Genomic DNA, 13,760 nt, shown 5'->3' on the forward strand with positions numbered 1-13,760 from the left:
CAGTCGCTGCTCAATCGATAAGGCTATCAAGCTGAGCTGCGTTAAGAATCTCTTTCAAAGGCGATTAGTACAGCTCTGCTCAAGCTTTACGCAGACGATACGGTCGTCCGGTCTGGATTGACCCGGCCGTGACTAGTCCGGCTATATTGTGAGGGAAGTACACCGTACCGCTCCTGAAACACTTTGGCAAAGTAAGACAGGTTATCAAAGCCGACAGCGTAGGCCACCTGGGAGACATTTTCTTCGCCATTGCTCAAAAGTTCAGTCGCTTTTGCAAGTCGAATGTTTCTGATAAAACTAGTCGCCGTTAAATTAGCTACGGCTCTCAGTTTACGGTGGAGCTGCGTCCGGCTAAGGTTGACGTTCTCCGCCAACATCTCGACCGTAAAGTCGGCCTGGTCGATGTGTTGTAGCACCACTGCCCCCAACCGATCTATGAACTCTTGCTCCGCCTTAAGCAAGGTCGGTTCAGCAGATGCCCCAGGCTCCACATCCACCGAGTCCTGGGACGTCAGCGCCGTTAAACGTTGGAATAATCGCTGGCGTTGTTGAACCAGGTTACGAACCCGAGCCTGCATCTCGGCCCGGTTGAAGGGCTTGGTCAGGTAGTCGTCGGCCCCTAGCTCAAAGCCCTCAATACGGTCTTCGACGGTAGCTTTGGCCGTGAGCATTACGACCGGAATGTGGCTGGTTGCCTCCTGACTTTTAAGGACTTTGCAGAAGCCAAAGCCGTCGAGCCGGGGCATCATCAGGTCACAAATGACCAGATCAGGCAGGCTGGCGGTAGCCTTTTCCAGGCCATCTACCCCATCACTGGCTTCCAGAATCTGGTAATCAGCAGCGAAGATGCTTTTTAGGTAAGCCCGAATATCGGCGTTGTCGTCAATAATCAGCAGAAGATTCTCGGCCCCATCCCGTATAGCCCCGCTGGCGGCTGGCTCCTCCGGTTGGCTATCAAGGCCTTCGCCGAAGGATACTACGGCTGGCGAACCAACCTTTGCGGTTACTGGCACCGATTCGCGACTGGCCTCCTCCCTGGCTTCCAACGGTAGGGTGACGATAAAAGTAGTCCCGACGCCTTCCGTACTGGTTACGTCGATGTTGCCTCCCAATACCTTAACCAGCTCATGCACCAGGGCTAAGCCGATACCAGTCCCCTCGTAGGCCCGATTCGAACGACCGTCGGCCTGGTAGAACCGTTCGAAAATGTGCCCAACATGCTCGGCCGCAATACCGATACCGGTGTCTTCGATTGTCAATTGAACATGGCTGGACGAACTAGAGTGAACGTAGTGGACACTCATTCGTACTTCGTTACCTGCCGGGGTGAATTTAAACGCATTGGCCAGCAGGTTGCTCACGATCTTCTCCAGCTTGTCGCGGTCGAATCGGGCCGGGCATTCCTGCCGATTCTGGCTGAAGGTAAAGCCAATCTGGCGGCTATCAGCCAACGAACTGAACGAAGCCGCCAGCGTCCGAAAGAATGCAGCCATATCGCCCCAGTCCGGTTCGGCCTTGAGCTGACCCGCTTCGAGCTTGCTCAGGTCCAGCAGTTGATTAATCAGACTCAGCAGCCGCTGCCCATTCCGCTCCATCAGCGCCAGCAGCGGCTCGCCTGGCAACCGCTTTGTAAGATCGGTCAGCGGCCCCAGAATCAGCGTGAGCGGTGTGCGGAATTCGTGACTGATATTGGTGAAAAACTGGGTTTTTAACCCGTCGAGCTCCGACAGCCGACTGGCTTCTTTCTGTTCGTAGACAAGGCGTTGTTCCAGTAGCAGCCGCTGCGTCTGCACCCGGTATAACTGCCACCCACTCACCCCGATAATGATAGCGTAGAACAGATAAGCCCACCAGGTACGATACAACGGCGGATGAACCCGAATCTGAAGCTCGACGGGTTTGCTCCAGCTTTGCCCATCCGATGAGCCCATCATTTGCAGCGTATAGTTGCCATCGGGTAGCTGGGCGTAGTTAGCAAAGCGGTTGGTGCCCCCTGCTACCCAGTTGTCGTCGATGCCCTTCAATCGGTAGCGGTACCTATTTTTGGCCGGGTTCGTAAAATCCATCACCGCAAACTCCAGCGTTACCCCGTTCTGATCATACGACAAATCGATGGCAGGTATACGTTCGATGCTTTGGGATAATATGCCATCTGGACTGCCGACTGTTACGGGCTCGTTATTGATTTTCAGGCCGACAATGTGCGCCTGGGGAGGAGTTGTTTTACCGGCAACGTCGCGCGGGTTGAACTCGGTGAGCCCGTTTATGCCCCCGAATAAGAGTTTACCCGAAGCTCCCTTGACAAACGAACCCGTGTTGAACTCATCGTCCTGCAAGCCATCCGCTTTGGTAAAATTACGAAAGGCAAACGTTCGGGGGTTGAACTGAGCTAGTCCTCGGTTGGTACTCATCCACAGGTTCTTAAACGCATCGACCAGAATGCCGTAGACTACTTTGTTAGGCAACCCCTGCGCTTCGGTAAAATGCCGAAATTGGCCCGCACTGGCGGACCGGGCGTGTTTATCCAGCCGCTCTAGTCCACCGCCTTTGGTACTAACCCACAAATACCGAAGCGGTTCATAAGGATCATCGACCATACTCGACACCACATCGTTACTCAGGCTCTGCCGATCCGCAGGGCTATTCTTGTAGAGCGAGAAACTTGGTTTCGTCTGTGGATGATCCGCTCGCACCAATCCCCTGGGCGTACCAATCCAGAGCGTGCCTGTCTGGTCAAAATAGAGGGCTGACGTTTCGATCTCGGCACCACGCTGCGGAAGTAGATGGCTATAGCTAAATACCGTAAAGGATTCCGTTACTGGATCAAAGCGCAGGAGTTTTCCGTTCGTTGCCCCGATCCATAACTGTCCGGCTTTATCTTCGAGGGTTTGATTTTGATTGATGCCGAATGCCGTTTGAGCCGGTAGCGGATAATGGTTTAATAAGGCACCCTTACTGGAGTACCTGAGTAACTGATGAAATTTTCCCGCAACACCAAAATCAATGGTTGATACCCAGAAATCACCCGCTTTGCTCTGCATCAGGAAATCCACATGATAGTCGTTGGATTGCCTTATTCCATTCAGGAATGGCACGAGCTTATTGGTTACCTCATCGATTCGGCCATACGTTGACGAATAGCGCGCATACGACCGCCCCTGTTGGTCCTGAGTAAGATAGGCCAGGGATGTATTGGGCAGGTAGGTCTTAAATTGCTTGACTTTCGGATTGAAAACCCGCAATCCATACCCGGCTGTGCCGACCCAAATCAAGCCGGTTTTATCTTTAGTCATCGTTCGTAGACCATACATGTCCGGCGGCATAGCCGTAAATGCGTTTTGCGGGGTTAGGCTCTCTTGCGCCAGTAGCTGAGCCGGTGACATCAGCCACAAATACTCCAGCGTAGCTATCGCTACCGTGTTTGCATCAAGTAGCTTCACCAGTACGCTGGTCGTCTGGCTGGGCAGGTGAATCGCTTTGTGAGTGGCTCCCCGCCAGCTATGGATGTAGGTATTCATGGCAGAAAACCAGTATTCTCCTGCCCCCGCGTCGTCAACTAAGGACCAATCTTTTTGTGATAAGCCAGGAGGCCGATTAATCGCTTGCATGCCCGTCATGTGCCGCCAGTTGAAGAGACACATACCATAGGTAGTCCCCACAATCGCCCGGCCGTCGGTCTCAAACTGAATATGGTGAGCCGTGGCATTGGTGGCCATACCAGCGAGGGTAATCTGCTGAAACGTTGCCTGGCTGGTAAAATTGACGACCTTGGGGAAACTCGTTTTCAGTTCGGTCGGCAGGGTAATTTTAAAGAGTTTGTCCTGATCAGTATTCACCCAGATATTGCCCTCGGGGTCTTCGGCCAGCAACCTGACTTCGTAATTACCCGCATTGGTTGACTGCCGATCACTAATATCGATGTGGTAGAAGCGTTGAGTCTGGGCATCGTATAAATTCAATCCCTGGTTGAGCGTTCCGACCCACAGCCGCCCCCGGCTATCGATCAGCAGCGCCGAGCAGGCATTGTCGGATAGGCTGTATTCGTTGTAGGGGTCGTGGGTAAACACGGTGAAGTTATGCCCATCGTAGCGGTTGAGTCCGTCTTTGGTCGCCACCCAGACAAAACCGTTCTGGTCCTGCTTGAGGTCATAAATCATCCCCTGCGAAAGGCCGTCGGATATGGTCAGTTCCTTCCAGCCTTTGGTTGTACGCTGGGTTGGTTGCGCAAAAAGGAATAAGGGAAAGAAAATAAGCAGGTACAGTACACGCATAATAAGACAAATTGGCCTTAAAAATACGCAAAACGACAAATCTAATATCTACTCTACCTATTAAAATGTATACTTACGCCACTCACTTCAAATAGCTTCATTACCACCTGTGCAACAGGTTGTTAATAAAGGATATAACGTATAAAGGTTGCCTTAGGGCGTTGGATCAACATATAGTTGCTGGAGGTTATCGCGCGTACGTTTGAGCCGCATTTCCACCGCGCTTTCCGGTAGTTAATATTGCTTACCAATGGGCTGATTAGCCAATCAATCTCTTTCTCTTTAGGCGATAGCTACTGGACGGTATGATTTTATCCGGAACATACTGACTTTGGGAGGCTACATCCCGACGGTGAAATCGGTCTTATTAATAGGTTATGTTGCCACTGCCTTTTAGCGATACTTTTTCAAAAACCTTAGCCGGGATCTAACCTGCTTTATCCATTCCCGCGCCATCAATTCGTGACCAAATATGGTTGGGTGGATGCCATCCCAGATCCAATAGTCGGCGCTTTTCTGCCTGATGCCTTTATCGAGCGCAGCCGGATAATCGACTACCACCGCGTCGAACTCCTGGGCGAGCTTTCGCACGACATCCTGCCGCTTTGCCACCGCATCCCGCCACAACTCCCAGTTCTCGGCACGCTTGCCAACGGGGTACACAAATGGTAGCCCCAGCACAAACAACGTGTCTGGGTTCTGCTGCTTGCTTTGCGTTAAAATGTCCCGGTACCCAGTCTCGAAAGCATCCAACCCCGGTGCTTCGGCGGGTTTATCGATGGAAAACGCGGTGTCATTAACACCAATCAGTATGCTGAGCACATTAGGCTTGAGCGCCAGCGTGTCAGTCTGCCAACGTTTTTGCAGGTCGGGCACGCGATTGCCACTAATGCCCCGGTTGTAAAATGTAAAATCGTTTTCGGGAAAATCAGCTCCGATGCGGCTGGCAATGGCAAAGGCGTAACCGTGACCCATAATGTGGTTCGGATCAGTATTCCGCCCCCGGTTGCCGTCGGTGATAGAATCGCCCTGAAATAGAAAGACTAATCCTTTTTCTTCCGCAGGTGAGATAAGCGTAGTGACCGGTTGAAAGAGAGTTTGACCGGGAGCAAGGCCCGTGACAACTATTGTTTTTAGAAATGCCCGTTTAGACAGTCTGTGACTCATTTTTGGCTAGCGAACAGGTACGGTTTTACGCGATTCATATTGAATAAAAACCTTAAGCCACTTCTGAAACCAGATGCGTGTGTTCAGATTAAGTTTTCTTAACCCACAAACCACCGGGCCTCTTCGGCCGTTTACAGGTAGCAACATCAAAAGCAGTTGCCCCAAACAAATTCATTACGTCTATGAAAATTACCCGCAACGCGTCGGCTCATTGGGCTGGCACCGGCAAAGATGGTAAAGGTACGCTCACCACCGCCAGCACCGTTCTCAATCAAACTCAGTATTCCTTCAACACTCGCTTTGAAAATGGCGTAGGCACAAATCCCGAAGAATTGGTAGCGGCCGCTCATGCGGGTTGCTTCGCGATGCAATTAGCCTTCAACATTCAACAAGCGGGTTTTGCCGCTGATTCGCTGGATGTCAAGTGCGACATCACCCTGGAGGATAGCGGCATCACCAGCTCAAAACTGACCCTTAAGGCGGCTGTACCAGGCCTCGACAAAGCCAAGTTCGACGAACTGGTTGATCATGCCGAGCACAATTGCCCCATCTCGAAGCTATTCAACACCACCATCAGCGTGGATGCGACGTTGGCTTAAATAGTGAATGAGCGAATGAGCGAATGAGTGGAAAGCCAGCGCAATCACTCATTCGCTCATTCACTATTTCGCTCTTTATTTTACAAACAACAGCTCGCGGTACTTCACTAGTGGCCAGTCTTCATCATCAACGATTTGCTCAAGCTTATCGACTTCATAACGAATGATATCGAAATGGTCTTTTACCTCGGTAGCGTAGAGTTTAGCTCGCTCAGTCGTGTCCGTTACGTTATTGGCTTTTTTGCGGGCCTCAATCATGGACTCGGTTTGGCGCTTAATGGCCATCACGCGGGTTGAAATCTCCCGCAGGATGTCTTTAATTGGCTCGGCTTCGGCTGTCATGCCCAGCTCCACCAGGTTGCGGGCGGTTTCGGCCAATTTGTTTTGGTATTTCAGTGCCGTCGACACCACGTGATTCATGGCCAGGTCGCCCATCACGCGCGACTCGATTTGCACGTTCTTAATGTACTTTTCGAGCTCTATCTCGTAGCGCGACTCCACTTCGGCATGGTTCATGATGCCCGTCCGCTCGAACAAGGCCAGCGACTCCGGCTGTACATAGACGCCTAAAGCTTCTGGCGACGATTTAATATTTGACAGACCGCGCCGGGCGGCTTCTTCGACCCACTCGTCGGAGTAGCCATTCCCCTCGAACAGAATTCGCTTCGAGTTGGCGTAGTACTCTTTCAAAATATCGACAATGGCCAGTTCTTTCTTCTCGCCCCGCGCCAACCGGCCGTCGAGATCCGTCTTGAACTTGTTTAGTTGGTCAGCCACAATACCGTTCAGCACAATCATTGTCGACGCCGAATTGGCGGAGCTTCCCACCGCCCGGAATTCAAATTTATTGCCCGTAAAAGCAAACGGCGAGGTTCGGTTCCGGTCGGTGTTGTCGCGCATCAGGCTCGGGATGCGATTCAGGCCTAGTTTGTAATACACATTGTCGCCCTTGTTGACGGTCACTTCCGATTTCGTTTCCAGATCATTGAGCGCCTGGGTCAACGTTTCGCCCAGAAACACCGAGACGATGGCGGGTGGGGCTTCGTTGGCCCCCAACCGGTGCTCGTTACCGGCCGAGGCAATGCTGGCCCGGAGTAAATCGGCGTTATCATGCACCGCTTTCACTACGTTTACCAGGAACGTCAGAAACCGCAGACTTTCTTTTGGACGAGTGCTGGGAGCCAACAAGTTGACGCCGGTATTGGTCCCCATCGACCAGTTATTGTGCTTGCCACTACCGTTGATACCGGCAAATGGTTTTTCATGAAAAAGTACCTTCAGGTTATGCTTCTCGGCAATTTTCTCCATGAGGTCCATCAACAACGCATTGTGGTCAATGGCCAGATTCACCTCTTCAAAAGTAGGCGCCACCTCAAACTGCCCCGGTGCTACTTCGTTGTGACGAGTTCGTACGGGCATACCGAGTTTCATGGATTCAAACTCGAAGTCGACCATAAAGGCGTTGATTCGGGGCGGAATCGACCCGAAATAATGGTCTTCCAACTGCTGCCCCCGTGCGGGCTGATGCCCAAAAATGGTACGGCCCGCCAGCACCAGATCAGGGCGGGCGTAGAACAACGCCCGATCGACCACAAAGTATTCCTGCTCGGGTCCGAGTGTGGGGGTAACTTTGGTTATGCTACGGTCAAAATACTGACAAACTGCCGTGGCAGCCTTGTCCAGCGCATTAAGAGCCTTCAGCAAAGGCGTTTTGTAATCGAGCGCTTCACCGGTATAGGAGATGAAAACCGATGGGATACAAAGCGTTTTCCCACCGGCTCCGTTATCCATCAGAAAAGCCGGTGACGAAGGGTCCCAGCCGGTATAGCCCCGCGCTTCAAACGTATTCCGCAACCCTCCATTGGGAAACGAGGACGCATCGGGCTCCTGCTGAACCAGCGCACTGCCTTTAAATTTTTCGATAGCTTTCCCGTCGATGGTAATGTCAAAGAAAGCATCGTGTTTTTCGGCCGTTTCGCCCGTTAGTGGTTGAAACCAGTGGGTGTAGTGGGTAGCTCCTTTCGAGGTGGCCCATGATTTCATGGCCCCGGCCACTTCGTCGGCGATGGCCCGGTCAATCTGGCCGTTGGTCTGGATAGCTTCGGTTACTTTCAGATACGCTTCGGGCGAAAGCAGGGCCCGCATTACTTCATTGTTAAATGTATTACTGCCGAAGAAGTCGCCAACCCGTTCCACAGGAGCTACTACAGGTATTGCCTGACGACTCTGGGCAATTTCAAGGGCTTTAAATCGGAAATTAGACATGTCTGGTTCAGGTAATTTTTGATTGAAAAATTAACCAAACATACATGCCTTCGAAACGTATTACAATGCCTTACCCAAAAAAGCCCGACCACTCACCTAGCCGGGCTTCTGCTAGCTATTGATGATAAATCGTAATAAGTTGTTTCAATACCTTATTTGTTACATTCAGCCATATTACAACACTCAGTTTTTCTAATATACAATGGTTATTGAACCTTATTACTAACATTAGTCAATGAATTAGCCAAAATAGCGCTATTTTGGCTAATTCATTGACTAATGTTAGGCGACTTATGCCAATTCATATTACAATACCCCGTTTACTATCCAAACCAATACGTCAACGGCTGATTGAATCAGACAAAATCATTATTTTGTACGGTCCCCGGCAGGTTGGTAAAACTACCTTAGTGCGCGAATTAATCAACACATTGCCTTATCGGTCACTGAACGTAAATACTGACGAAGCCATGTATGAAAGCGTGCTTTCAGGACGGGACCTTGCTCAGATGAAGCTCCTGGTTGAAGGGTATGAGCTCCTGTTTATTGACGAAGCCCAACGAATTCCTGACATTGGCATAAACCTTAAAATCCTTCACGATGCCTTGCCTGCATTAAAGATTATTGCTACAGGATCGTCGTCTTTTGAACTGGCCAACCGCACCAAAGAAGCCCTTACCGGCCGCACCTGGACGTATGAGCTTTTTCCGATTTCGCTGGGCGAACTTCGGCAGCAGCAAAACGCCTTTCTGCTACAGCAGCGGCTGGAGGAATTACTTCGTTTTGGCTCCTACCCCGATACGCTTCAACTAGCAAACGCGGCCGATAAAGCACAATACCTCCGGGAGCTTTCTTCAGCTTATCTGTACAAAGACGTCCTTGAAATGGCCTCTATCCGGCACGCCGATAAACTTCGTAAACTTCTTCGACTGCTGGCGTTCCAGGTTGGTTCGGAGGTTTCACTCAACGAGTTAGGCAACACGCTGGGTATGAGCAAAGACACCGTCAATACGTATATAGACCTGCTTGAGAAAGCATTTGTCGTCTTTCGGCTATCTGGCTTCAGCCGAAACCTCCGGAAAGAAATTAGCAAAATGGATAAGATTTATTTCTATGACCTTGGCATCCGTAATGTGCTCATAGACAACTTCCAACCGCTTGACTTACGAACCGATGTCGGCGCACTTTGGGAGAATTTTCTGGTCGTAGAACGTCAGAAACGTAATGCTTATATGGGGCAATTTGCCAATACTTATTTTTGGCGAACCTACACTGGTGCTGAGCTCGACTATGTTGAAGAAGCCGATGGACAATTAACGGGCTACGAATTCAAATTTTCGCGGAAGTTAGCTAAGGCCCCAGCCTCCTGGATCGCTACCTATCCCGACGCGGGGTTCGACGTAATCAATCAGGATAACTACCTCTCTTTTTTACTTTAGCCAGGTGTCAGGCAGGACTCAATAGAAAAGCCCGACCACTTGCGTAGCCGGGCTTCTGCTAGCTATTGATTATCAATTAAGCCACTTCTTCCAATACACTGGCCGACTTAACGGTCTTGATGATGCGAGCGGCTACCTTATACGGATCAGCTGCCGAGTTTGGCCGACGATCCTCTAACCAGCCTTTCCAGCCGCGCTCTACCGTAGCGATTGGGATACGAATCGAAGCACCCCGGTCTGATACACCATACGAGAACTGATCGATCGACTGGGTTTCGTGCTTACCAGTCAACCGCATTTCGTTGTCAGCGCCATACACCGCGATGTGCTCTTTAACGACTGGTGCAAACGACTGACAGATTTTGTCGTAAATGTCTTTGCTACCGGCGGTGCGCAACACTGAGTTCGAGAAGTTAGCGTGCATACCCGAGCCGTTCCAGTCGGTGTCGCCCAATGGTTTGCAGTGCCAGTTGATAGAAACGCCGTATTTCTCACCGATACGTTCCAGGATGTAGCGAGCCACCCAGATCTGATCACCGGCGTCTTTCGCCCCTTTGGCGAAGATCTGGAACTCCCACTGCCCGGTAGCTACCTCAGCATTTATACCTTCAACGTTCAGGCCAGCGTCCAGACAAGCGTCCAGATGCTCTTCAACAATGTAACGACCATAAGCGTTTTGTGCGCCAACTGAGCAGTAGTAAGGGCCTTGCGGACGACTTGGGAAGCCTTCAGCCGGGAAGCCGAGCGGCTTGTTGATCGACGTATCCCACAAGAAGTACTCCTGTTCGAAACCGAACCAGAAATCATTGTCATCATCTTCAATCGTAGCACGACCATTCGACTCGTGGGCCGTACCATCGGCGTTCAATACCTCGCACATGACGAGATATCCATTCTTACGCTGTGGATCAGGGCAGATGAAAACCGGCTTCAGTAAGCAATCCGACGAACCGCCGGGTGCCTGTTCCGTTGACGAGCCGTCAAACGACCAAAGTGGGCAATCTTCGAGCTTGCCCGAAAAGTCTCCTTCAATTTTGGTTTTTGAACGTAGGCTTTGGGTGGGCTTGTAGCCATCGAGCCAAATGTACTCTAACTTCGACTTTGCCATGATGTACAGGTGGATTAAACTAGATACGGGTTTTGTTACGATACTTTTAGCAAATATAGTGGGGCGTAACAATAAATTATAAATGCCATTGCTGCATCCAGCCGTATTTTTTACGGTTTTTACGGAAATATTATAATTTTAATTCGTTCAGTACACAAAACATCCATATTTATTAATAAATTTTAATTGTTTATCAACCAGTGTCCAAGTCCAATTATTCATTGAATTTAAGCTCTGTTACCTTATTATTTTGACATATCAAATGCTAAAACAGCTTATTTTATCAGAAACCGTTGTATACCATCACAGGCCTATTAACAACTATGGCTGCCCGGTTAATCTTTAATAAAGCCTGTTCATCAGACACCTGCCCCCTTCCCTTTGTTTAGCACACAGGAACCGGCCCGGCCGTTTTTTTGTAATTTTGCCGGATAGATCATTCATCGCGACCATCAATAACGCCTGACAGCCACTTTTGATACGCCCGGCTCCAAGCCTCACTATTGCATACTGTGAAAAAAGTTGCCTTTTATACACTCGGCTGCAAGCTGAACTTTTCGGAAACCTCTACCCTGGCCCGCCTGATGGAACAGCAGGGGTATGAGCGGGTAGAGTTCAATCAGCAGCCCGACATCTTTATTATTAATACGTGCTCCGTAACGGACAACGCCGACAAAAAATGCCGAAAGATCGTCCGCGAAGCGCAGAAAATTAACCCGGATGGCTACGTGGCTATCCTGGGTTGTTACGCGCAACTGAAGCCAACCGAGATTTCAGAAATTCCGGGCGTCGACGCTGTATTGGGAGCCGCCGAGAAGTTTCGGCTGCATGAGCTGATGCCCACGTTTGAAAAGGTACCAACCGGTCAGCCCGCGCGGGTGTTCAACTCGCCGATTGAACACGTTGTCGATTACCACGCATCGTACTCACTTAACGACCGCACCCGCACGTTTTTGAAAGTGCAGGACGGCTGCGATTACCCTTGTGCGTACTGTACCATTCCACTGGCACGGGGCAAAAGCCGCTCCGACACGGTAGCAAACGTCGTTAAGGCAGCCCACGAAATTGCAGGTCGTGCGGTTAAAGAAATCGTTTTAACCGGCGTAAACATTGGTGATTTCGGCCTGGTAGACGGCCTCCGGCAGGAAACGTTTTTGGATCTGGTGCAGGCGCTCGACGAGGTAGACGGCATTGAGCGGTTCCGCATCTCGAGCATCGAGCCTAATCTGCTCACCGACGAAATCATTGCCTTTGTCGCGCAGTCGAAGCGGTTTGTGCCGCACTTTCACGTACCACTGCAATCGGGCAGCAATCGGGTGCTGGGGTTGATGCGTCGTCGGTACAAGCGCGAACTATACGCTGATCGGGTTGCTAAGATTAAGGAATTAATGCCACATGCCTGTATCGGAGTCGACGTTATTGTTGGGCACCCCGGCGAGACCGACGAATTGTTCAAAGAAACGTACCAGTTCCTGAATGAACTGCCGGTGTCGTATCTGCACGTCTTTACGTATTCGGAACGGCCCAACACTACGGCGCTCGCCATTAAGCCCGTTGTCCCCGGTCAGGTTCGGGCTGAACGGTCGAAAATGCTACACATTTTGTCAGATAAGAAACGCCGTTATTTTTACGACTCACAGGTTGGGCGTGACGCGTCGGTCCTATTTGAAGAAGACGTCGCTGATGGCCTGATGCAGGGATTTACGGAAAACTATGTTCGGGTCGTGGCCAAGTATGATCCCTTACTGATCAACGAAATACTCCCCGTACGGCTGACGGCCGTCAACGCCGATGGCTTGATGGAAGTAGCCGAAGCCGATTGCGTATTCGAAAAGCACTGAATCAACTAAAATAGTAAGAGGCCGGTGGAGACACCGGTCTTTTTGTTTGACCTTACATAGTCGCCCTTCACGCTCATTGAACCCGCTGGGGTTTTCGCATTACAGTTAACCGCCTGGTTGAAGAAGCCAGTTGTAGCCTCGACGGCCACGTGTGCACAACCAGCTACAGTTGGCCGCAACCAGTAATCTGGAATAACTTCATTTGAAACTCGCCGGGATTACTCATGAAAACATATTTTATTGTACATTTTACGAGTTTATAAAAGTTATCCGCTACATAATTGCACTAAATAAAGAATTTAAATAGTTGTTTAAAAAAACTATTTGAAACAGTTGCTCGTTATAAGAACACAACATACTTTTGAATCGTCAAATGAAAAAGACAATGAACTGCTTACCTTCACAATCGACCGAAGAACGTATCCGGGAAGCTGCTAAGAAAGTATTCTTAGAAAAAGGCTTTGACGGCGCTACGTCGCGGGATATTGCAGAGGCAGCCGGTATCAACATAGCGTTAACGAACTATTATTTCCGCAGCAAAGAGAAGCTGTTTTTGAGCATCTTTGAGGAGATGCTTCAACTGTTCTTTCAGGGCATGATCGAGATCATGAACAAGCCGATCAGCCTGCGCGAAAAGATTTCGGAGATGATCAATCACGACTTCGAGCTTTGTAAAAATAATCCAAGCCTATCGATCTTCGTCATGAACGAGATCCACCGGAATCCTGAACGGATGGCAACCTGCATTGGAACTTTGAAGCAAATTCATCAATCTATGTTTGAGGAGCAGCTTCAAGAAGAGATTAAAAAAGGCACTATTCGACCTATCAAGGGGCATCATCTTATGCCGATAGTCTTTGCTAACGTTCAGTTTTTGTTCATTGCTAAATCGATGCACATGAAAATGTGGAACATGACTGAAGATGGTTTTGACCAGTTTGTCAATGAACAGAAACAGCTGGTCATTGATATGATTACCAGTTATTTGTACGAACATGAAAAGGCTTAAGCCTTTTTTTTATCCATATTTTAAACAAATATTTAAAATAATCACTTATTAACCATGTTTA

Annotated in this window: 8 protein-coding genes; 4 read left to right on the forward strand and 4 right to left on the reverse strand. The window is 49.8% G+C overall.

The window, feature by feature from the left end; translation table 11 throughout:
* Positions 1-86: 86 nt before the first annotated feature.
* Positions 87-4,271 carry a hybrid sensor histidine kinase/response regulator transcription factor gene (locus ACFSUS_RS18575; protein WP_381525233.1) on the reverse strand — a complete coding sequence of 1,395 codons (4,185 nt, stop codon included), beginning with the start codon at positions 4,269-4,271 and terminating at the stop codon, positions 87-89.
* A 393-nt stretch (positions 4,272-4,664) separates the two neighbouring features.
* A complete protein-coding gene (locus tag ACFSUS_RS18580) occupies positions 4,665-5,438 on the reverse strand; it encodes an SGNH/GDSL hydrolase family protein (RefSeq protein ID WP_381525234.1) in 774 nt (257 codons plus the stop codon).
* A gap of 182 nt (positions 5,439-5,620) precedes the next feature.
* On the opposite strand from ACFSUS_RS18580, the gene ACFSUS_RS18585 reads away from it, so the two are divergent.
* Positions 5,621-6,037: an OsmC family protein gene (locus tag ACFSUS_RS18585; RefSeq protein ID WP_381525235.1), complete on the forward strand. Its 417-nt coding sequence runs from the start codon at positions 5,621-5,623 to the stop codon at positions 6,035-6,037.
* Between the two features lie 75 nt (positions 6,038-6,112).
* On the opposite strand, the gene ACFSUS_RS18590 is transcribed toward ACFSUS_RS18585, so the two are convergent.
* On the reverse strand, positions 6,113-8,302 hold the full coding sequence (locus ACFSUS_RS18590) for a glutamine synthetase III family protein (protein ID WP_381525236.1): 2,190 nt from the start codon (positions 8,300-8,302) through the stop codon (positions 6,113-6,115).
* A gap of 293 nt (positions 8,303-8,595) precedes the next feature.
* Between ACFSUS_RS18590 and ACFSUS_RS18595 the strand changes: the two genes are divergently transcribed.
* Positions 8,596-9,741 carry an ATP-binding protein gene (locus tag ACFSUS_RS18595; protein WP_381525237.1) on the forward strand — a complete coding sequence of 382 codons (1,146 nt, stop codon included), beginning with the start codon at positions 8,596-8,598 and terminating at the stop codon, positions 9,739-9,741.
* 76 nt (positions 9,742-9,817) lie between these two features.
* Here ACFSUS_RS18595 and ACFSUS_RS18600 read toward each other — a convergent pair whose 3' ends face one another.
* Positions 9,818-10,849: a glutamine synthetase beta-grasp domain-containing protein gene (locus ACFSUS_RS18600; protein ID WP_381525238.1), complete on the reverse strand. Its 1,032-nt coding sequence runs from the start codon at positions 10,847-10,849 to the stop codon at positions 9,818-9,820.
* A gap of 512 nt (positions 10,850-11,361) precedes the next feature.
* Here ACFSUS_RS18600 and mtaB point away from each other — a divergent pair.
* Together mtaB and ACFSUS_RS18610 are read left to right on the forward strand one after the other, a co-directional pair.
* Positions 11,362-12,690: a tRNA (N(6)-L-threonylcarbamoyladenosine(37)-C(2))-methylthiotransferase MtaB gene (mtaB, locus tag ACFSUS_RS18605; RefSeq protein WP_381525239.1), complete on the forward strand. Its 1,329-nt coding sequence runs from the start codon at positions 11,362-11,364 to the stop codon at positions 12,688-12,690.
* Positions 12,691-13,063: 373 nt separating this feature from the next.
* On the forward strand, positions 13,064-13,699 hold the full coding sequence (locus ACFSUS_RS18610; RefSeq protein WP_381525240.1) for a TetR/AcrR family transcriptional regulator: 636 nt from the start codon (positions 13,064-13,066) through the stop codon (positions 13,697-13,699).
* Positions 13,700-13,760 lie beyond the last annotated feature (61 nt).

The sequence above is a fragment of the Spirosoma soli genome, assembly GCF_042684525.1.
Classification (GTDB): Bacteria; Bacteroidota; Bacteroidia; order Cytophagales; family Spirosomataceae; genus Spirosoma; species Spirosoma soli.